16 protein-coding genes are annotated in these 20585 nt (G+C 64.7%); 12 read left to right on the forward strand and 4 right to left on the reverse strand.

What is annotated here, in order from left to right; all coding sequences use genetic code 11:
- Nucleotides 1-135: 135 nt before the first annotated feature.
- Genes JOF48_RS01295 through JOF48_RS01305 form a run of 3 tightly spaced genes read right to left on the reverse strand, consistent with a single transcriptional unit; the run spans nt 136 to nt 2855 of the window.
- Complete coding sequence (locus JOF48_RS01295; RefSeq protein ID WP_425353695.1) at nt 136-1215, reverse strand: adenylate/guanylate cyclase domain-containing protein; 1080 nt, start codon at nt 1213-1215, stop codon at nt 136-138.
- On the reverse strand, nt 1199-1807 hold the full coding sequence (locus JOF48_RS01300; protein WP_209676582.1) for a PH domain-containing protein: 609 nt from the start codon (nt 1805-1807) through the stop codon (nt 1199-1201). The genes JOF48_RS01295 and JOF48_RS01300 overlap by 17 nt, the downstream gene beginning before the upstream one ends.
- Nucleotides 1800-2855: a biotin--[acetyl-CoA-carboxylase] ligase gene (locus JOF48_RS01305; RefSeq protein WP_209676584.1), complete on the reverse strand. Its 1056-nt coding sequence runs from the start codon at nt 2853-2855 to the stop codon at nt 1800-1802. Before JOF48_RS01305 ends, JOF48_RS01300 begins: the two co-directional genes overlap by 8 nt.
- Nucleotides 2856-3216: 361 nt before the next feature.
- On the opposite strand from JOF48_RS01305, the gene JOF48_RS01310 reads away from it, so the two are divergent.
- From JOF48_RS01310 to JOF48_RS01345, 8 genes are all read left to right on the forward strand, one after another.
- A complete protein-coding gene (locus JOF48_RS01310; protein ID WP_209676586.1) occupies nt 3217-4800 on the forward strand; it encodes an acyl-CoA carboxylase subunit beta in 1584 nt (527 codons plus the stop codon).
- A complete protein-coding gene (locus tag JOF48_RS01315) occupies nt 4797-5024 on the forward strand; it encodes an acyl-CoA carboxylase subunit epsilon (RefSeq protein WP_209676588.1) in 228 nt (75 codons plus the stop codon). The genes JOF48_RS01310 and JOF48_RS01315 overlap by 4 nt, the downstream gene beginning before the upstream one ends.
- 18 nt (nt 5025-5042) lie before the next feature.
- Nucleotides 5043-6791 (forward strand): DUF885 domain-containing protein, encoded by a 1749-nt coding sequence (locus JOF48_RS01320; RefSeq protein WP_209676589.1) that lies wholly within the window; start codon nt 5043-5045, stop codon nt 6789-6791.
- 194 nt (nt 6792-6985) lie between these two features.
- Nucleotides 6986-9055: an Ig-like domain-containing domain gene (locus tag JOF48_RS01325; protein ID WP_245346661.1), complete on the forward strand. Its 2070-nt coding sequence runs from the start codon at nt 6986-6988 to the stop codon at nt 9053-9055.
- Nucleotides 9056-9174: 119 nt separating this feature from the next.
- On the forward strand, nt 9175-10599 hold the full coding sequence (locus JOF48_RS01330; protein ID WP_209676600.1) for a dicarboxylate/amino acid:cation symporter: 1425 nt from the start codon (nt 9175-9177) through the stop codon (nt 10597-10599).
- Between the two features lie 168 nt (nt 10600-10767).
- Nucleotides 10768-11409 carry a TetR/AcrR family transcriptional regulator gene (locus JOF48_RS01335; RefSeq protein ID WP_209676601.1) on the forward strand — a complete coding sequence of 214 codons (642 nt, stop codon included), beginning with the start codon at nt 10768-10770 and terminating at the stop codon, nt 11407-11409.
- Nucleotides 11410-11479: 70 nt separating this feature from the next.
- Nucleotides 11480-14146 (forward strand): MMPL family transporter, encoded by a 2667-nt coding sequence (locus JOF48_RS01340; RefSeq protein WP_209676602.1) that lies wholly within the window; start codon nt 11480-11482, stop codon nt 14144-14146.
- Between the two features lie 262 nt (nt 14147-14408).
- Nucleotides 14409-15695, forward strand: a complete 1287-nt coding sequence (locus tag JOF48_RS01345; RefSeq protein ID WP_209676604.1) for a sigma-54-dependent transcriptional regulator family protein — start codon at nt 14409-14411, stop codon at nt 15693-15695.
- A gap of 232 nt (nt 15696-15927) precedes the next feature.
- Here JOF48_RS01345 and JOF48_RS01350 read toward each other — a convergent pair whose 3' ends face one another.
- Nucleotides 15928-16089, reverse strand: a complete 162-nt coding sequence (locus JOF48_RS01350; RefSeq protein WP_209676606.1) for a hypothetical protein — start codon at nt 16087-16089, stop codon at nt 15928-15930.
- Nucleotides 16090-16150: 61 nt separating this feature from the next.
- Between JOF48_RS01350 and JOF48_RS01355 the strand changes: the two genes are divergently transcribed.
- The 4 genes from JOF48_RS01355 to JOF48_RS20105 all read left to right on the forward strand — a co-directional run bounded on the left by JOF48_RS01355 (nt 16151) and on the right by JOF48_RS20105 (nt 20369).
- Nucleotides 16151-16534 (forward strand): transposase, encoded by a 384-nt coding sequence (locus tag JOF48_RS01355; protein ID WP_209676608.1) that lies wholly within the window; start codon nt 16151-16153, stop codon nt 16532-16534.
- Nucleotides 16535-17075: 541 nt separating this feature from the next.
- On the forward strand, nt 17076-18560 hold the full coding sequence (gene ltrA / locus JOF48_RS01360; RefSeq protein ID WP_209676610.1) for a group II intron reverse transcriptase/maturase: 1485 nt from the start codon (nt 17076-17078) through the stop codon (nt 18558-18560).
- Entirely contained in the window at nt 18508-19638 is a 1131-nt protein-coding gene (locus JOF48_RS01365; RefSeq protein ID WP_209676612.1) for an IS3 family transposase, read from the forward strand. The genes ltrA and JOF48_RS01365 overlap by 53 nt, the downstream gene beginning before the upstream one ends.
- Before the next feature lie 251 nt (nt 19639-19889).
- Nucleotides 19890-20369, forward strand: a complete 480-nt coding sequence (locus tag JOF48_RS20105; RefSeq protein ID WP_425353696.1) for a transposase — start codon at nt 19890-19892, stop codon at nt 20367-20369.
- Nucleotides 20370-20585: the final 216 nt, after the last annotated feature.

Here is a 20585-nt window from a genome sequence, read left to right on the forward strand (position 1 = left end):
GCCCCGGAAAGGGGAAGCAGCCCACGTCCCCGGAGCACCTTGGCTGCCCAAGGCACCCCGGCGAAAGGCGGCGCAGGGCTGGGGGCCGGGAAGCGCCGTCGTGCTTAAGGGGCGGTGCAACCGGCAATGCGCAGGTCAGTCGACGACGAGGCCCTGGCCTTCGCCGCGTTCGAGCAACACGGGGGCGATCTCGCCAAAGCCACGCACATTTTCCACGGGCAGCTGGGTCAGGATGAAGCGGTCGTCGCCCCGGAGCGCGGAGGCCGTGACGGAATCAACCAGGACCGTGCCGGGCTCAGCCAGCGAGGTCAGGCGCGCCGCCAGGTTGACCGTGGGGCCGTAGATGTCGCCGAGGCGGGAAAGCACGCGGCCCCAGACCATGGCGACACGGGCTTCGGGCAGGAAGTCGTCGGCGGCCATGGCTTCGGCCAGCGCGAGGGAGATCTGCGCACCGGCCACCGGCGTTTCACAGTTGAACAGGACTTCATCGCCGATGGTCTTGACCAGCCTGCCGCCGCCGACGCTGATGATCTCGGCGCAAATGTTTTCAAAGCGCTGCACCAGGCGGGCGAGCGTCTTTTCATTCATGCGCCGCGAGAGCGAGGTGTAGCTGACCAGGTCTGCGAAGCCGACGGCGCGGGCCAGCGGCAGCGGTGCGTCGTCTTCATCCCCGGCACGCCCCAGGGCGCTGGCGGCAAGGCCTTCCTCGGCCCGCACTGCCAGGCGCTGGATGCCGGCGTTGAGCTGGCGGCGGTACGAATAAATGAGCAGCTCTTCCAGCGGCTCGATCAGGTTGGGCAGCTCGGAGACCACGGCGCGGCGGGCCTCGGCGTCGCTCACGCCGTGCTCCACCACCAGGTCCTCCACGAGCGCCTCGATCTGCCAGACGGCCATGCGGTCCGTCATCTGGCCGATGGAGCGCGTGACGGAGATGGCGGTTTCCTCGGTGAGCAGCCCCTGGCGGACCATGGTGACCACGGTCTTCAGGGCGTCCTTGTCGCGCTCCGTGAACGCGACGTCGTCGTCCCCCAGGTTGGGAAAGCCCATGGCGCGCCAAATCTTGCGGGCGGACAGCAGGGACACTCCGGCACCGGCGGCAACCTCGCGACGCCGCAGCGTACGCTCGCCGCCAAGAAGCTGTGCTTCCAGGTCACGGGTCTGGTTTCGTGAGGCGGGAGGCAACAGAGGCTCGGTTGGATCAGTGGTCTCTTCCAAGCTTGCGCAGCTCCTTTTCATTCATGCCAACTCCACCAGCGTAGTCCCCCGGCTGGGGAGTTTGCTGAACGAACGTCGTCGAAGCCCGGAAAACCTTGGTCCAGGCTTGTTGCGTCTCCCCATTAAAGCGTGTCAGGGCCGGAACTTCGTCCAAGGTCCTCATCGGGCCCCGGTACATGAACAGTTTCAAGTCTCCCGAGCCCACCATTTTCTGCCGCCAGTTCTGTGTTGGCCGGACTTCGTGGATCATTTCCAGGGGGTAGGTGGCCGTGAACTTGCCAAACATCCCGCGCCGCACCCGCAGCCTCTGGCTGGTCAGGAAATACTTGGTCCAGGTCCAGCGCCACACCCGCCGAAGTGGGTACAGCAGCAGGAACAGCGCCTCCGCAGACAGCAGCACCACCACGAAGGTCTCGCGCCAGGCGGAGAATCCCGGCGCCCACTGGGCGAACTGCTCAGGCTGCAGCCTCGCCAGCCCCGCCGAACCCGCGAGGACGATCAACAGCCCCACCGCGATGGGCCAGATCAGGACGCGCGAATGGGGCCTGCAGCGAATCTCCACCTTCTCCCCCGGCAAAAGCCACTTATGCATACTTCACCGAGCCATCGGCAGACGTGCGACGCAGGTGGATCACATCCCCGGCACTGACATGGTGGATCCGGCCGGCCGCATCCCGGATGTCCAGCCCGCCGTCCGCACCGAGGCCCACGGCGGTGCCGTGCAGCATGGTTCCGCCAGGCAGCTCCGCCCGCACTTCCTGACCGAGGGTGCTCATGTGCGCCGCCGCGAGTTCCAGCACGCTTCTTTCGCCGTCCAGCGGAGCCTCGGCGTCGCCGCCGGCGCGCCCGAAGGCCTTGAAGTGCGCCGCAAAATTGTTCAGGTAGGCCGGCAGGAGCCGGTTGCGGTCCAGCGTGGCGGCACCTTCCAGCAGCAGCGAGGTGGCGCGTTCGGTGGGCAGCTGCTCCGCCGTCAGGCTCACGTTCACGCCTGCCCCAATGACGACGCCGAACACGGCTTGGGCCGTGTGGCCCGGGTTTCCCCGGGGCTGGGTTGCGCCGGCTGTTGCCGGCTGTGCGGGCCGGGCCGGAACCACCTGGGCGAGGATCCCGGCCAGCTTCCGCCCGCCTACCACGACGTCGTTGGGCCACTTGAGCTCTGCCTGGACGCCGGTGAGTGCGTGCAGCGTTTCACACAGGGCAACGCCGGCCAGAATGGACAGCCAGCCGTAGCCGGACGGGGCAAACTGCCTTGCGGAACCGCCGCTTTCGGGCGCCGCACCCGCTGCAGCTTGTCCGCCGTCGGAATTCTGCCCACCCGGCCACACAAGGATGCTGGAAATCATGGCGGCGCCGGCCGGGACTTCCCAGGGACGCCCGAGCCGGCCCTTGCCGGCTGGCTGGGCGTCGGCGATGAGGACGCTGAGGTCGGGCCAGAACTGCTGGGGGTCGGCAGCTGCGGCTGCGAGGTCCGTGTTGGTGGATCCGGCGGAGTCCACAACCTCGACGCGGCCGAAGCGGCCCACGGGGTGCAGGAGTGCGGATTTGAGGCCGGCAGCGTCAAGTGCAATGTCCTGGACCGGTGCCGGATTTTGGGGTTGGGTCAGACCGCTCGGGTCAGGTGAAGGTGCAGCGCCGGTCATGCCTCCAATCTTATCGGGCCGCACTGACATCGAATCCGACCACGGGTTGAGATCCGGCACTCATCCGCCGGTGCCACTCGCGCTCCCAAGACGTTGCCGCCCCACGCCCTGATTCTTGGTGCTCTGATAACCGGCACCCCCTACTTCACACACCCACCAACACCACCGCCCCCAACAACCACGACCAACGGCAAACACCCGCCCCGACTGGGCCACAACGCGAGACACTTCCCATCCGACTTTGTAGGGTTCCTACACATGCAAGGGCAGATATCGTTATTAGACTGTCAGTAGCGATTGCCCTTTTGTGCGGTTCCGATGAAGGGCTGCAAAATTTTCACACTATCGAGCCGGAGTATCAATGAGCCACGATCTATCGACAACAGCAGGCAAAATTGCCGATTTCCGTGACCGGATGGCTCAGGCCGAGAAGCCCTCTGGCGAGGCTGCCATTGAAAAGCAGCATGCGAAGGGCCGCAACACCGCACGGGAACGCATCGACCTCCTTTTGGATCCCGACTCCTTCGTGGAGTTTGACGCCCTGGCCGTGCACCGCTCGCACGCCTTCGGCATGGAAAAGAAGAAGCCACTCGGCGACGGTGTCGTCTCCGGCTACGGCACCGTGGACGGGCGCCTGGTCGCCATCTACAGCCAGGACTTCAGCGTCTACGGCGGCTCGCTGAGCCAGGTCAACGGCGAGAAGATCGTCAAGGTTCAGGAATTCGCACTGCGCAACGGCTGCCCCGTGGTGGGCATCAACGACGGCGGCGGCGCCCGCATCCAGGAAGGCGTGGCCTCCCTGGCCATGTTTGCGGACATCTTCCGCAACAATGTCCACGCTTCCGGTGTGGTCCCGCAGATCTCCCTCATCATGGGCCCGTGCGCCGGTGGTGCCGCGTACTCGCCCGCCCTGACCGATTACATCGTCATGGTGGACAAGTCCAGCCACATGTTCATCACCGGCCCGGACGTCATCAAGACTGTCACCGGCGAAGACGTCGACATGGAAACCCTCGGCGGCGCGCGCCAGCACAACAGCACCACTGGCACCTCCACCTACCTGGCCAGCGATGAGAGCGACGCCATCGAGTTTGTCCGCGAACTCCTGGACTTCCTCCCCTCCAACAACCTGGCCGAGGCCCCCATCACCGAGCACGAGCAGGAGCTGGAACTCGAAGACGGCGACCTGGCCCTCGACGCCCTGATCCCCGACTCGGCCAACCACCCGTACAACATGCGCACCGTGATCGAGCAGATCGTCGATGACGGGCACTTCTTGGAGATGCAGGCGCTGTACGCCCCCAACGTCATGATCGGCTACGGACGCATCGAGGGCCACACCGTGGGCATCGTGGCCAACCAGCCCATGCAGTTCGCCGGCACCTTGGACATCAACGCCTCCGAGAAGGCCGCCCGCTTTGTCCGCAACTGCGACGCCTTCAACATCCCCATCATCACCCTGGTGGACGTCCCCGGCTTCCTGCCCGGCAAGGACCAGGAATTTCAGGGCATCATCCGCCGCGGCGCCAAGCTGCTCTACGCCTACGCCGAGGCCACCGTGCCGAAGCTGACCGTCATCACCCGCAAGGCCTACGGCGGAGCGTACATTGTGATGGGCTCGAAGAAGCTCGGTGCGGACCTGAACCTGGCCTGGCCCACGGCCCAGATCGGCGTCATGGGCGCCCAGGGTGCAGTCAACATCCTCTACCGCCGCGACCTTGCAGCCGTTGAGGCCGAGGGCGGGGACGTCGAGGCCCGCCGCGCGGAAATCGTGCGCAACTACGAGGACGAACTGCTTAACCCGTACCAGGCAGCGGAGCTCGGCTATGTGGACGCAGTCATCGCCCCGTCGGACACCCGCATCCAACTGATCAAGGGCCTGCGCGCCCTGCGTGACAAGCGTGCGACCCTGCCGGCCAAGAAGCACGGAAACATCCCGCTGTGACGGACAAACAGCTACAGGAAGCGGCCGCGGAGCCGTTGCTCAACATAACCCGCGGCAACCCCACCGCCGAGGAGCTCGCGGCGGTCACCGCCGTCGTGCTTGCGCTTCAGGGCGGCGGCGACGGCGAAGGAACCCGGCAGCCCACCCGCCAGTGGGCCCGGCGGGCGCAGCTTCACCTGCCGCCCAAACCCGGCGCAGGATCCTGGCGGCGGTCGGCGCGGTAGCCGAGTAGGCTCGGTGGCATGACTTTGCCAACGCAGCCAACTCAGCCCCGCGCCACCACCGCCATCGACCGGATCGCCAACGAGTACACCGAGCGCCTGCTCGAACTGGACCCGGGCTTCGCCACCGAATTGGGGCGTGCCGGGCATGAAAGCGAGTACCGGGACCACTCCCCTGCCGGGCTGGCCGCGCTGGCCGATGCCGCCCGCAGCACCCTTGCCGCGCTGGCCGCGGCCGAACCGGTTGATGAGGTGGATGCAGTCACCGTCCATGCCATGGCGGAGCGGCTGGGCCTTGAGGTGGAGTTGCACGAGACCGGCTGGCCGCTGGCAGAGCTGAACAACATCGCCTCCCCCGCCCAGGGCATCCGCGCCATCTTTGACCTCATGCCCACCGCGACCGCGGCCGACTGGCAGCACATCGCCGAGCGAATGGCCAACGTCCCGGCGGCGGTGGGCGGCTACATCGCTTCGCTGCGGGCCGGTGCAGAGCGGGGCCTGGTCGCCTCGGCGCGCCAGGTCAAAATCGTGATCGGGCAGTGTGAGCGGCACGCTGCAGCGGACGGTTTCTTCACCACCATGACGCAGCAGGCCGCGCTGGACGCGGACCCCGGCACGTCCGGCACTGATGCGGCCGGCACAGACGCTTCCGACGCCGGACGGCAGCTCCCGGCGGACCTCGCCGAGGTGCTGGCCGCCAATGCGGAAATAGCGCGCGGCGGCTACGGCACACTAGTTGCGTTCCTGCGGGACGAACTGCTCCCGCAGGCGCCGGAGGAGGACGCTGTGGGGCACGAACGCTACCAGCTTGCCTCCCGCGAGTTTCTGGGTGCGAGGATCGACCTTGAGGAAAGCTACGCCTGGGGTGTGGCCGAGCTTGACCGGATCGTTGCCGAGCAGGAGGTTGTGGCCGAGGCCATCAAGCCCGGGGCTTCCATTGAGGAAGCCAAGGCGCTGCTCAACGCCGATCCCGCCCGGCAATTGCAGGGCACGGCTGCGCTGACTGCGTGGATGCAGCAGCTCTCAGACACGGCCCTGGCTGAGCTGGCCGGTTCCCAGTTCGACATCCCGGAGGTCATGCGCACCCTGGAATGCCGGATTGCCCCCACCCAGGACGGCGGCATCTACTACACCGGCCCGTCCGAGGACTTCTCCCGGCCGGGCCGCATGTGGTGGTCCGTGCCCGAGGGCGAGGACTCCTTCACCACGTGGGCCGAGACCACCACCGTCTACCACGAGGGCGTTCCGGGACACCACCTGCAGGTGGCCACGGCAACATACCAGTCGGCGCTGCTGAACGACTGGCGCCGCAATGTCAGCTGGGTGTCCGGCCACGGCGAGGGCTGGGCGCTGTATGCCGAGCGGCTCATGGACGACCTCGGCTACCTGGCCGACCCGGGCGACAAGATGGGAATGCTGGACGGGCAGCGGATGCGCGCCGCGCGCGTCGTCTTCGACATTGGCGTGCACTTGAAACTGCCGGTCCCTGCCCGCTGGGGCACCGGAAACTGGACGGCAGAGAAGGGATTCGAGTTCCTCAAGGCCAACCTCGACATCTCCGCAGGCCAGCTGGACTTCGAGTTCAACCGCTACCTGGGCTGGCCCGGGCAGGCACCGTCCTACAAGCTGGGACAGCGTTTATGGGAGGACATCCGCGATGCGCGGGCGGCCCGCGACGGCAGCGGCTTCTCGCTCAGGGACTTCCACACGCAGGCACTCAACCTCGGATCGGTGGGCCTGGACACGCTGAAGATGGCGCTGCTGGGCTGAGCGCCCGGCACTGCCGGAAGCACGACGCCGGGCTTCCGGGCTTCCGCCGCAGCCGGTGTGCACGGTTCCGGCATCCCTAGCCAGGGGTTCGGCGATGGACCATACTGAGTTTCATGCGAAGGGTCTCATTCGTTGCTGGGGGTGTTTGCCTTGCCCTTGTTGCGCTCATTTTGACGGCCGTGTACGTGGCCCGGATGCCGCCCGGAATCCCCCAAGTTGAGTCGTTTTTCCCGTCCAGCGGCGCGAACCAAGTGCCACCCCGGACCCAGATCATGGCAACCTTCGACAAGACGGCGGCGCCCTATGCCGACGCCATCGACTTTAGGGTCCGGAACGAACAGGACACCTCCGTCATGGGGGCCGTCAGCTTCAACGAGTCGGTGCAGACGGCGGTGTTCTCACCGCGGCAGGCCCTGGTGCCGGGCACCTACTCCGCCGAGGTGAAACTCACGGCCGGCCCAAACGGCGTAGAGGCCCTGGCATCGTGGTCCTTCACCGTCCCTGTCAAGACACCCCTCGAGCAGGGGCCGGGCGGCGCCATACTGCTGATCACCAACGCGGGAACGTTTGATTCCTATTACGCGGAAATCTTGCGGGCCGAGGGCCTGAACAACTTCACCACCGTGGACGTGGCCGAACTTTCACAGCAGGACCTGGCCGGCCACCATGTGGCAATCATCGGCCCCGGCGCTGTCACGGCGCAGCAGTCGCAGCTGTTGGAGACCTGGGTGGGCCACGGCGGCAACCTGCTGGCCATGCGCCCGTCCGGGCCGTTGGCCGAGCTTGCCGGGGTCAGGCCGGCCGGGATGGAACTGCCGGACGGGTACCTGCAGATAGACACGGCCAAGCCACCTGGCCAGGGGCTGGTTGGCGAGACGATGCAGTTCCATGGGCCGGCAGACCAGCTTGGGGTGACCGCGGACGCTGAAGTGGTGGCCACCCTGTTTTCCGATGCCGCCACGAGCCTTGACAAGCCCGCGGTGACTTTGCGAACGGTCGGCACCAGCGGCGGCCAGGTTGCTGCTTTCAGCTACGACGTGGCCACTTCCGTGGTCCTGGCGCGGCAGGGGAACCCAGAGTGGGCGGGGCAGGACCGCGACGGGAAGGCGCCGATCCGCCCGAACGACCTTTTCTTCGGGCAGGCCGACGGCGATGCTGCCGCCGACTTCGTCGACCTGGACAAGGCCGTCATCCCGCAAGCCGACGAACAAATGCGCCTCGTGAGCCGGCTCATCAGCGACATGCACGCGGACAAGGGACCGCTGCCGCGGTTCTGGTACTTCCCCAACGGAATCAAGGCGGTGCTGGTGATGGCCTCAGACGACCACGGAACCAACGACGGCACCCGGAAGTTCTTTGACCGGATGCTTGCCCTGGGGCCCGAGAACTGCAGGGTGGACCGCTGGGAGTGCGCACGGGCCACGTCATGGATGTACCCTTCGACGCACATGAGTGACGGCCAGGCCTCGGACTACGCGGCGGCAGGCTTCGACCTGGGCGCCCATTCGACCACGCATTGCCAAAACTGGTCTGAGCAATCCCTGCAGCAGGCCTTTTCCCGGGACTTGCGCGCCTTCCGCCTGGCATTCCCCAGCCTGCCGAACCAGCGGGGCAGCCGGATCCACTGCATTGCGTGGAGCGACTGGACCACGCAGGTGGAGGTGGAGCGCGCCTGGGGGATCCGCATGGACATGAACTACTACTACTGGCCCGGCAGTTGGGTGCAGGGGCGGGCCGGCTTCATGACCGGCTCCGGCCTGCCCATGAGGTTCAGCGACAGCGACGGCGCCCTGCTCAACGTCTACCAGCAGGCCACCCACCTGGTTGACACAACATTCGTCGCCTCGCCGCAAGCAGTTGAGGGGCTGCTGCAACGCGCACTCGGCCCCGAAGGCTACTACGGGGCGTTCGGAACCCACTACGACTTCAGCAATGACTTTGACATCCAACTAACTGAGATCGCCACAAGGCTGGAGGTCCCGATGGTCTCGGCAGAGCAATTGCTGGAGTGGACGGACGGACGCAACTCCTCCACCCTGGACCATGAAAACTGGGACGGCTCCACCCTGCTCTTTGAAGTTCATGCGGACGATCGGACCAACTCAATGCTGCGCACCATGCTGCCGCTGGAATCCACTGCCGGCACGCTGCAGCAGCTGCGGGGCCTTGACGGCCCCGTGAACTACACGGTCGAGTCCGTCAAGGGCGTCGACTACGCCATGTTTGCCGGCACCACTGGCAGCTACGCAGCCACCTACGGCTGAGTCCAGTCGTCATTTTGGATGAACTTGGGCAAATGGATGCGTAACATTCAAATTTGAGATCCGTAACATGGGGCAACATTAATTTCAGGGTGCTAATGTTCCGCACCTACCGTTGAGCCATGACTTCCACAGCAAGCACCCCCAAAGTGTCGAAGCTGCCCAAATGGGCAAGCTCCTTCGGCGTCCAAATCATTGCCGGCCTCATCGCCGGCCTGGTCCTGGGCCTGATCGCCCGCCAGATCGCCATCGACCCCGAGACCGAGAGCAACGGCCTGATCACCACGCTCTCCCTCATCGGTTCCAGCTACGTCTCCATCCTGAAGGCGGCCGTTGTGCCGCTGATCTTCACGGCTGTTGTCTCCTCCATCGCCAACCTGCGCCAGGTCACCAACGCCGCACGCCTGGCCTGGAACACGCTGCTCTGGTTCGCCATCACCGCGCTGATCGCAGTGACCATCGGCATTGTCCTGGGCACCATCTTCCAGCCCGGTGCAGGCACCGGAACAGCCACGCCGAAGGAATACACGGGCAAGACCGGTGACTGGTGGGCGTTCCTCATCGGACTGTTCCCCTCCAACTTCCTGGGCCTGGGCGCCACCACCAAGGCGGCCGAATCCGGCGCCCTGACCACCAGCGTCAACTTCAACGTCCTGCAGATCTTGGTCATCGCCATCGTCATCGGCATTGCCGCACTCAAGGTGGGCAAGGCTGCCGATCCGTTCCTGAAGCTCAACGGTTCGGCATTGGCCGTCATCCAGAAGGTACTGTGGTGGATCATCCGCCTGGCCCCGATCGGCACCGTGGGCCTCATCGGCAACGCCGTGGCCAGCTACGGCTGGACCACCATCGGCTCACTGGGCAAGTTCACGGTGGCCATCTACGTGGGACTGGCACTGGTCCTGTTCGTTGTGTACCCGGTCCTGATCAAGTTCCACGGCCTCTCCATCAAGCAGTACTTCTCCGGCGTTTGGCCGGCGGTCCAGATGGGCTTTGTTTCCCGCTCCTCGATCGGCACGCTGCCGCTGACCCAGCGCGTGACCGAACGCAACCTGGGCGTGCCCCGCGCGTACGCCTCCTTCGCGGTCCCGCTGGGCGCCACCACCAAGATGGACGGCTGCGCAGCGATCTACCCGGCCATTGCCGCCATCTTCGTGGCACAGTTCTTCGGCATCCAGCTTGACCTGGGCCAGTACCTGCTGATCGTGCTCGTCTCCGTGCTCGGCTCGGCAGCAACGGCGGGCACCACCGGCGCCGTCGTCATGCTGACGCTGACGCTCTCCACTCTGGGCCTGCCGCTGGCCGGCGTCGGACTGCTGCTGGCCGTGGACCCGATCCTCGACATGGGCCGCACGGCCGTCAACGTGGCGGGCCAGGCCCTGGTCCCCACGATCGTCTCCAAGCGCCAGGGCATCCTGGACGAGGAGTTGTACAACGCCCCCCGAAACGGCAACCCCTTCGCCGACGACTCCGATGACGCACTGGCCGAACTGAACAACGCCGGCGCTGGGGACGTTGACCCGAAGCGCGAACCCGTCAACGCCTAGCACCGCAACGCTGCTGTGGAAGCGGCCGCGCGCCGCAAGTCACGACTCCCGCCGGGGCCTCGAGCAATCGAAGCCCCGGCGGGAGTTTTTTGTTCCCCCGCCACCGGTCCACGTGAGACGCACCACACCCAATTGCACTAAGTGCAACATTGCACTTAGTGTATTTATATGAGCAGTTTCACCCTCCCCGCAGAAAATGAAACGGCCGCACGCGCGCCGTCGCGCCGCGAACTCAACAAGGCGGCCACACGGGACGCCATTGCCGCAGCCGCCCTGGACTTCCTGCGCAACAAGGACCTCGCAGCCTTCACGGTCGACGACGTCGCTGCCGCCGCCGGAGTCTCCCGGCGCACCTTCTTCAACTACTTCTCCTCCGTGGAGGCGGCCGTTGCCAGTTACACGGCGGCCTTCCTTGACCAGGTCATTGTGGAGCTGGAGGCCCGGCCCCTGAACGAGCCCCTGCTGCAGTCCGCACGGATCGCCCTGTCCAACGGCGGACGCCCGGAGACGCTGGCCATCCTCGCGGAAACCGTCTCGCTCACCCAGGATCCACAATTTGACCGCTTCCAGCTCCAGGCGTGGGAGGACTGCAGCCTCAAGATCGCCGATGTTGCCCGGCACCGCCTGCCGCCGGATGCGGACGAGCTCTACCTCAATGCCCTGGTCGGCGCCGTAGTGGGCAGCTGCCGGGCCGCCTTCATGGTCTGGTTCCAGCGCCACGGAACCAACATCACCCCGGAGTCGTTGGCTGATTTGCGCAGCCTTTTGGACCAAACCATCGAACACCTCCGCCACGGATTCAAAAACTAGCCACACGAGGCCGCACCCCGGCCGCCAAACCTTGCCGGCTGCACTGCCGCAAACACAGAATGGATCAACAATGGCCCTTTGGCTATATCGTCTGGGGCGGTTCTCCGCCCGCCGCGCCTGGCTGGTGATCGCTGCCTGGGCCATCATCATGGGCCTGGTGGGCGGCGCCGCCGCGCTCTTCATGGGACCCATGTCCAATGACTTCAAGCTGCCGGGAACAGAAACCCAGCAGATGGCCGACAAGCTCCAGGCCGGCATTCCCGAAGCCTCCGGCGGGTCCGGCACCGTGGTGTTCTCCACGACGGACGGCACCAAGTTCACACCCGCACAGGAGACGGCCATTTCCGCCGCGCTCAAGGACGTGACAAGCGTTCCGGGCGTGACAGGCGTCGTTGATCCCTTCGCCACCACCAAGACCATCACGGATGCCAACGCCGCCGTGACGGCCGGCCAGGCCGAGCTGGATGCCAACAAGGCCAAGCTCGACGCAGCCAAGACCACCCTGGACGCGTCCGCGCAGCAGATCGAGGCCGGACAGGCCCAGATCGACGCGGGCAAGGCCGAGCTGGAGAAGCAGAAGGCGCAGGCCGCGCAGATACCGGCAGGCACCCCGATGGCCGACGCCGCAGCCGCCCAGCTGGCCGCCGCGCAGGCCCAGATCGATGCCTCCCAGGCGCAGCTGGACCAGGGCAAGGCACAGCTTGCCGCCGGCCAGAAGCAGTATGACGACGGCCAGGCCCAGCTCACGGCGGGCCAGGAAAAGCTCACGAACAGCAAGCGCATGCTGGAGGCCACTTCCGGCATCAAGTTCGTCTCGAACAACGGTGAAGCGGCCATTGCCCAGGTGCAGTTCAAGGACGCCATGAACGCCGTCACCCCGGAGACCCGCCAGGAGGTCCAGGACGTCCTGAACAAGGCCTCCGACTCCGGCCTAAAGGTCTCCTTCAGCAAGGAAATCACCGAGGACGTCTCCCAGATCTTCGGCGCCGCTGAAGTGGTGGGCGTTGCCGTCGCCGCCGCCGTGCTGCTGATCATGCTCGGCACCTTCGTGGCCGCCGGCCTGCCCCTGCTCATGGCCGTTGTGGGCGTGGGCATCGGCGTGGGCGGCACCATGGCGCTGACCTCCGTCATCGAAATGTCGTCCATCTCCCCCATGCTGGCGCTCATGCTCGGCCTGGCCGTGGGCATCGACTACTCGCTGTTCATCGTCAACCGCCACCGCCAGCAGATGCTCGACGGCATGGACGTGCGCGAATCCATCGCCCGCGCCTCCGGCACCTCCGGCAACGCCGTGACCTTCGCCGGCCTCACCGTGGTGATCGCCCTCGCCGCGCTCTCCGTCACGGGGCTGCCGTTCCTGGCCGTCCTGGGCCTGGCCGCGGCCGCCACTGTCGCCGTGTCCGTCCTCGTGGCCCTCACGCTGACCCCCGCACTGCTGTCGCTGATCGGCACCCGCCTGGTCTCCAAGAAGGCCTGGGCCAGGAACGCCGAGGCGCAGAAGAAGCACGACGCCGAGACTGCCGGCATGTCTGTCACGGAACGTGCCGCTGCGGATGAGGAGAAGGACGTTGCCAAGAGCCGCAAGGGTTGGGGAGGTTTTGTCACCAAGCACTCGGTCGTGACGCTCATCGTCTCGGTTGTGGCCCTGGTGGTCATCGCCATTCCGGCCGCAAGCCTTCGCCTGGCACTGCCCGACGGCGGCTCCGAGCCCGTTGATTCCAGCGCCTACCAGGCATACACGCTGACGTCGGAGAACTTTGGCGCCGGCATGACCGGGCCCATCATGGTGGTTGCCTCCCTGCCGGCAGGCCTCAGCGAGGAACAGGCCAACACCCTCAACCTCGACGTCCTGGACACCCTGCGCGAGGTCCCCAACGTGGTGGCCGCGGCACCCGTGGCCATGAGCCCGGACCGCCAGACGGCCCTGTACCAGATCATCCCCAGCGAGGGCCCGGCCAGTGAAAGCACCGTCCAGGTGGTCCACGACCTCCGTGACGAAGGCCCCAAGGTCAAGAGCGAATACGACGTCACGATCGGGCTCACGGGCCAGACCGCCGCGAACGTTGATGTCTCGGAAAAGCTGGGAGCGGCGCTTCCCCCCTACCTGGCCATCGTCGTCGGACTTTCCCTCATCCTCCTGATCCTGGTGTTCCGCTCCATCCTGGTGCCGGTGCTCGCGACTGCAGGGTTCCTGCTCTCGCTCGTTGCAGCGTTCGGCGGCGTGGTGGCCGTGTACCAGTGGGGCTGGCTGGGCGGCATCTTCGATGTGGCGAACCCGGGCGCGGTCCTGAGCTTCCTGCCGATCATCCTGATCGGCGTGCTGTTTGGGCTGGCCATGGACTACCAGGTGTTCATTGCCTCCGGCATGCGCGAGGCGTACGCCCACGGGCAGAGCGCCAAGCAAGCCGTGCGCACCGGGTTCAAGCATGCAGCGCCGGTTGTCACGGCCGCGGCCATCATCATGATCAGCGTGTTCTCCGGCTTCATCTTCAGCCACCTGACCATGGTGCGCCCGCTCGGCTTTGCACTGGCGTTCGGCGTGCTGATCGACGCGTTCGTGGTCCGTATGACCATCGTTCCGGCGGCCATGCACCTACTGGGCAAGTCGGCCTGGTGGCTGCCGAAGTGGCTGGACAAGATCCTGCCCGATGTGGATGTTGAGGGTGCCAAGCTGGCAAACCTCACAGTGCCGGACGATGCCTCGGAATTGGACGAGAAGGCGAAATCCGCACTGTAGGTCTCGGCACCGTCGGAATGAGCACCGTCGGATTCCGCGCTGTAGGTATCCGCAGTGGCGGAACATTCCTGCAGTAGCTGCACCGCGCAACACCCGGGCGCCGTGTTCGGAACGTGTTTGGCCGCCATCCCCCATGGCGAACACCAATCACGCTCCGGACGCGGCGCCCTTTGCGTACACTAAGATGGTGAGCCACGGCACACGTGGACGTTGCGGTTCATCCCAACATAGTGATTCGTCCCCCTTGATTCTTGGAGTATTCATGTCCCCGCAGCACCAACTCCTGGAGGGCCTGCCGGCCATGCGTCCCTTGGTGCGTGAATCCTGGCAGCGTTCCCTGAAGGCGCTGGCCACAGCAGACGGCCGGGCGTCCTCGGACCGGCTGGCTCCGCCGGTCGTGTGGGAGAGCCGGGAGCTGGTGGAATTCCGCCGCGACCACCCACTGGCCGCGATCATGCCCGTCATCACCAAACTTCTCGTGGAGCCCAGCCACGACACCGGCCTGCTCGTTGCCGTGGGCGATGAGCACGGGCGGCTTTTGTGGGTTGAGGGCGATTCCGCGGCCCGGCGCCATGGGGAAGGCATCAATTTCGCCAGAGGGGCCGACTGGTCCGAGACCGCTGTTGGAACCAGCGCCCCCGGCACCGCACTGGTCCTGGGCAAAAGCGTGCAGATCATGGGTGAGGAACATTTCAACCCGGCCGTCCACTCATGGAGCTGCACAGCAGTGCCTCTGCATGACCCCGATTCCGGCTCCATTTTGGGCATTGTGGACATTACGGGCGGGCCGGAGGCCGTGGGCGCCAACACGCTCTCACTGGTGCAGGCATCGGTGGCCGCGGCCGAGGCCCAACTGCGCATCGAGCGCCTGGAACTCCGTGTCCAGAGAAGCCTGGCCGGGGGTGGCAACCGCACCCGGCGCTCCTCGGTGCCCGCTGGAACTGCCACGCCCAACAAGCCGCTGTACCGGGACAGCCTGCAGATTTTGGGCCGGGACCAGGGGCTGCTGCATGTGGCCGGCGAGGCCGTGACACTGAGCGAACGCCACACCGAAATCATGGCGATGCTGGCGCTGCACCCCGACGGGCTCACCGCCGAGGAGCTGACGGACAAGGTTTACCCCGAGGGCACGTCGCTGACAAGCATCAGGGCGGAAATGGTGCGCCTGCGCAAGCTGCTGCAGTCCGCTGCCCCGACCCTGGTGCCACAGTCGCGGCCGTACAGGCTCCCCCGCACCCTGGTGGTCGACGCCGAGCAGGTCCGGAACTACCTGGACCGCGGCGCCCACCGGCTGGCCCTGAACATTTACCGCGGCGAGGTAATGCCCCGCTCGCTGGCCCCCGCCATCGAAACCATCCGCAACCGGGTGGCCGTCCAGCTGCGCGAGGCAATCCTCAACGACGCCAGCCCGGATGTCCTGCTGAGCTACCTGCGCCTTCCCGAGGCCGCGGACGACGTCGAAGCCTGGCGCACAGCACTGCGTCTCCTCCCGCCGCGCTCACCCAGGCGATCCGCCGTCGTGGCTCATGTGGAGGCGTTAGAGGCCTGATCCTTGGGCACTTCGCCCACCCTCCAACGCTCCTGCAGCAGATGTGGTCTTTTCCCAACGCTCCCGCACCTTCCGGGGCAGTAATTCCGGCCCCGGGTCAGCTGGGACGATTGGCGGCCTGTCGACTGGAGGAAACTGCCACGAAACTGCAATTTTTGCCCTCAACCTGGGGTTTGAGGGCTGTTTGAGGGCGTTAATTGCCAGTTCGCGGGGTGGCCCTGCCCTGGCGAGATCAGGCCTGCTCGTCCTTATGTCCGCGCGAGACGGAAGCGCATTCCACGGCTGCCCGGCTCCGTTCCCTCAGCTCGCGGACACGGCGGACCTGTCGGGCGCGGACCACAATGAGCACGATCACGATTGCCAGCGGAACTACAACGAGCCACACAAAGTACATGCTCACAGTCTGAACCGTCCCGGGTTTGATGCCGCTGTCTTTTTTGAGAAAGATAGCAATCATGCCCAAGAAATACCCCGCCGAAGTTCGTGACCGTGCCGTCCGCATGGTCGTTGACCGGCTCTCTGAGTATCCTTCCGTGTTTGCAGCCTGCAAGGCCCTGGCTCCGAAGCTTGATGTCGGTCACGAGTCGTTGCGTCGTTGGGTGCTCCAGGCCCAAACAGATGCTGGTGAGAAGGACGGTCCAACGACGACTGACATTGATGAACTCAAGCGCCTGCGTGCTGAGAATCGGGACTTGAAGGAAGCTAACGAGATCCTGAAGGCGGCATCGATTTTCTTCGCGAGGGAGCTGTGCGCCACGAGGCGCTGTGTGTCGAGGGGCGGTGAGAGACCGTCCCGGTTGGGTCGTCGCAGCGGCCCGATCAAGCTGGGGGCAGCCTGATCCGGGGAACGCCGGTGAGGGTGGCAAGCGGCCCCGACAAAGGCGGGACGTGCCGGTACTACCAGACGGTGCGGGTCCGTCGAGCAAAGTCAGAAGGTACAACGTGAGTGAATTGGTGTTTGACGCCCTGTAACCGCGAAGCCGTGCTCAAATCTGGTGGATATGGGCCGGTGTGCAGCGCACTGGATGCCAGTTATGGCGTCTGGACTCCGAAGCCGTTTAGTTCTGTCGGTGGGGAGGCCATGGTGAAGGTCTGCGGCGTAGCCGTGGCGATGCTGCCGGGGTAGAGCCAGGTGCCTCCCTGACTAATCGATATGCAGTGAACGTGGGAACCGTCTTGTGGTTCCCCGACCGGTGGGCAGCCAGTCCACCGGTGGGGGTAGGTCCGTTGCCGACCGAAGGCCACGAGGCGGGGCGGAGGCCTCGTAGTAGTCGCGGGAGTAACGACCCGCCGTGGGGACCGGGAAAGCCGGTCGCAGGGCGAAGGTGGCCAGCAAGTTAGCAGGTTGAGTGAATGGAATGTCAGGAGGAATAGTCGCCGGTGAATATCGACGAACTGGAGCACGCCGTGATTGCGGCGGAGCTGCGGGTACTGAAGATCCAGACCAAGCTGCACAGTTGGGCCCGTGATGATGTTCATCGCCGGTTCGATGACCTGTTCAACCTCGTGGCCGACCCAGGCTTCCTGTTGGTGGCTTGGGACCGGGTGCGAGGAAATAAGGGTGCCCGTACTGCGGGTGTGGATGGCCGCACGGCGGTATCCATTCAGGAGGGTGAGGGCGTCGGGGTTTTCCTTGACGGGCTGCGTTTGTCTTTGCGTGAGCGCAGTTTCATCCCGGTGCCGGTGAGGGAAAGGATGATTCCGAAAACTGGCGGGAAGTTGCGCCGTCTGGGCATCCCCACCGTTGCTGACCGGGTAGTCCAAGCCAGCTTGAAATTGGTGTTGGAGCCGATCTTTGAAGCGGATTTCCACCCGTGTTCCTACGGGTTCCGCCCGAAGCGTCGGGCCCATGATGCCGTTGCCGAGGTGCGTTATCTTGCGACGCGACCACGTTGTTATGACTGGGTCGTGGAGGGAGATATTAAGGCGTGCTTCGATGAGATCGACCATACTGCCCTGATGGGCAGGGTTCGCTCTCGTATTGGTGACAAGCGCATTCTGGTCTTGGTGAAGGCCTTTCTGAAGGCTGGGATCCTCTCTGAGGCTCAGCAACTGATAGAAACCACTGCCGGTACCCCGCAGGGCGGGATTCTTTCTCCGCTGTTGGCCAATGTGGCGTTGTCGGTGCTTGACGATTTCATCGCTCAAGCTCCCGGCGGCTCGTTGACCGATAAACGCGAACGGGCATGGCGGCTACGCCATGATCGGCCGAATTTTCGTCTGGTGCGTTATGCAGATGACTGGTGTCTGATGATCAGGGGCACCAAGGCCGATGCTGAAGAGCTCCAGGAGAGAATCGCCAAGGTCTTGGCCACGATGGGTTTGCGCCTGTCGGAGGAGAAGACCTTGATCACCCATATTGATGAGGGCCTCGATTTCCTAGGATGGCACATCCATCGCCATCGCAAGCGAGGCACGAACGAGCACTACGTTTACGTCTATCCGTCAAAGAAGGCTGTACAAGCAGCCAAGCGGAAGATCAAGACGTTGTGCCGACAGGTCACTGAGAACCAGTCGTTGGATGAACTGCTGCATCGGCTGAATCCGATGTTGCGGGGCTGGTGCGCCTATTTCCGTCCCGGTGTTTCCTCCGCAGTTTTCTCCTACCTCAGCCACTACACATGGCAGACGGTATGGCGATGGCTGCGGCGAAAACATCGCCGGTCAACGGTCAAAGAACTCCGTCGGCAGTACTGCGGCGGTGGATGGTGGCCAGCAAGCCACGCTCGGGAAATGTTTCGTCCCGAGAAAGTGGGCACGAGCCGATACCGCTACCGCGGGTCGGTTATCCCCACTCCGTGGCCCACGACCGATGAATCAATTACCACGGTCCCCGACCGACTTGTGGAGAGCCCGGTGCATTGAAAGGTGCCCGCCGGGTTCGGGAAGCGGTCCGGGGAAACGGGCCAGCCGCAAGGCTGGCACCGCGCCCCGGGCCGACTTTCACCGACCCTCGCCGCCGCTAATCTGCCGGTTTATCGACGAACAGCGGGCCGAAGGTCATGCGGTCGAGTCGATCTGCACCGTCCTGCGTGGGCAGGGCGTGCAGGTTGCCGCACGTACCTACCGTGCCTGGAAAACCAGGTTGCCAGCCCTGCGTGCCATGGAGGATGCGAAGATCATAGACACCTTACGCAGCCTCAAGGTTGTAGACGGCAAGGGAAGACCCCGGCCAGAAATCCTTTACGGTCGCCGGAAGATGACTGCGTGGCTGCGCCGCAAGGGCTTCCCCGAGGTCTCCAAACACACCGTGGACCGGCTGATGCGCGATGAGGGCATGAACGGCCTGGTTCGCGGTCGCAGAACCCGCACCACCATCCCCGGCAAGGACGGCAAACGCGCCGGTGACCTGCTGAACCGCAACTTCACTGCCAGTGCACCCAACCGTGTCTGGGTCACCGATTTCACCTATGTTCCGGTGTATTCCGGGTTTGTTTACGTGGCGTTGGTGATCGATCTGTATTCACGGGCAATCGTAGGGTGGGAAACCTCCACCGTGATAGACACCGCCTTCGTGGAGCAATGCCTGAAAATGGCGCTGTGGCGGCGAGAACACAGCAATAGGCCGGTAAGCAAGGGGCTTCTGCACCACAGCGACGCTGGCTCGCAGTACACCTCGATCCGATACACAGACACCCTAGAAATTGAGGGGCTGGTTCCCTCTATTGGCAGTGTCGGGGATGCGTACGATAATGCCGCCGCCGAAACCGTCATGGGCCTGTTCAAGAACGAAGCTGTCACCAAAGGCTCACCCTTCAGATCCGGTGCGCTGAAGACCGAATCCGACGTCATTGAGGTCGTCTTCGGATGGGTCCACTGGTACAACTACGATCGCCTGCATTCCTCACTGGACCACCAGACCCCAGAGGAATTCGAGCGAACCTACTATGATGAAAATTCCGGCTCGTTACCCGACGACGCCGCCCACAAAACGGCGGCATGATTCCCGGGACGGTTCAGTCTGGGTATGTCAGTAGTCGGAGGCGGTGATTTGGGTAACTATGAATCGACGGGAATTAACCGGGATTCCGTGCCGTACTAGGAGAATTGGGGTATGGAAACTTCTCCTTCCTAGCCGGGCGATGGTCTATTTGATGCTGGGCTGATCGAGCGGGTCGAGGCCACGGCTGGTGACCGGCTGGATGTCAATGGCGGGGTGAAGAAGCGGTTCAAGGATTTTGAGCCGGCTGCCGTATGTTGGTGCCGCCGTCCCTGCAGGAGTGGTTGCCAGAGGGGCACTTAGCCCGGTTCATTGTCGGCTTGGTGGAGAACGAGCTGGATCTGACGTTGTTCTGCAAGTCGTACGCGAAGGCGAAGGGGCAGCCTCCGAATGATCCGCGGTTGATGTTGCGCATCCTGCTCCACGGGTACTGCACCGGGGTTCATTCCTCCCGTGCGATTAAACGGGCCTGCACCGACGTGGTGTCGTTTAGGTGGTTGTCGGCGCAGCAGGGACCGGACTTGCGATCCATGCCCCTTTCCATGAACGCCACCCGCTGCTTGCGCGAACGTGTTTCTGCAGGCCCTGGTACTGTGCCAGACCGCGGGCATGGTGGAGCTGGGCAAGGTCGCCCTGGACGGGAAGAAGGTACGAGCGAACGCTTCCAAGCACAAGACGATGTTCTACGCCCGGATAACGGAGAAGCAGAAGGTCTTGGCCCAGCAAATCAGTGAGCTGTTGGCCGCAGCTAAGACCGTCGATGCAGATGAGGACGCGAAGTTCTCCTCCTGCATGCGCGGGACGAGCTTGCCACCACGGAACGCCGGGCTGCGGCGATGGCCGCCACCTGGGCTTCAGCGGAACACGAGATCAAAAGCGAAGCATCACGAGCTCCATCAGCAGGAGGGACCTGGCCCTAGGCCAGCCCCGGCCCTTGAGCATATTGTCTA

The organism is Arthrobacter stackebrandtii (genome assembly GCF_017876675.1).
Classification (GTDB): Bacteria; Actinomycetota; Actinomycetes; order Actinomycetales; family Micrococcaceae; genus Specibacter; species Specibacter stackebrandtii.

Excerpts from the sequence above, each read along its gene's own strand:
- JOF48_RS20105 (WP_425353696.1), top strand. The coding sequence starts at position 19,890 with ATGTTGGTGCCGCCGTCCCTGCAGGAGTGGTTGCCAGAGGGGCACTTA.
- JOF48_RS01345 (WP_209676604.1), top strand. The coding sequence starts at position 14,409 with ATGTCCCCGCAGCACCAACTCCTGGAGGGCCTGCCGGCCATGCGTCCC.
- JOF48_RS01330 (WP_209676600.1), top strand. The coding sequence starts at position 9,175 with ATGACTTCCACAGCAAGCACCCCCAAAGTGTCGAAGCTGCCCAAATGG.
- JOF48_RS01310 (WP_209676586.1), top strand. The coding sequence starts at position 3,217 with ATGAGCCACGATCTATCGACAACAGCAGGCAAAATTGCCGATTTCCGT.
- JOF48_RS01350 (WP_209676606.1), bottom strand. The coding sequence starts at position 16,089 with ATGTACTTTGTGTGGCTCGTTGTAGTTCCGCTGGCAATCGTGATCGTG.
- JOF48_RS01335 (WP_209676601.1), top strand. The coding sequence starts at position 10,768 with ATGAGCAGTTTCACCCTCCCCGCAGAAAATGAAACGGCCGCACGCGCG.
- JOF48_RS01300 (WP_209676582.1), bottom strand. The coding sequence starts at position 1,807 with ATGCATAAGTGGCTTTTGCCGGGGGAGAAGGTGGAGATTCGCTGCAGG.
- JOF48_RS01325 (WP_245346661.1), top strand. The coding sequence starts at position 6,986 with ATGCCGCCCGGAATCCCCCAAGTTGAGTCGTTTTTCCCGTCCAGCGGC.
- JOF48_RS01340 (WP_209676602.1), top strand. The coding sequence starts at position 11,480 with ATGGCCCTTTGGCTATATCGTCTGGGGCGGTTCTCCGCCCGCCGCGCC.
- JOF48_RS01355 (WP_209676608.1), top strand. The coding sequence starts at position 16,151 with ATGCCCAAGAAATACCCCGCCGAAGTTCGTGACCGTGCCGTCCGCATG.
- JOF48_RS01320 (WP_209676589.1), top strand. The coding sequence starts at position 5,043 with ATGACTTTGCCAACGCAGCCAACTCAGCCCCGCGCCACCACCGCCATC.
- JOF48_RS01305 (WP_209676584.1), bottom strand. The coding sequence starts at position 2,855 with ATGACCGGCGCTGCACCTTCACCTGACCCGAGCGGTCTGACCCAACCC.
- JOF48_RS01365 (WP_209676612.1), top strand. The coding sequence starts at position 18,508 with ATGAATCAATTACCACGGTCCCCGACCGACTTGTGGAGAGCCCGGTGC.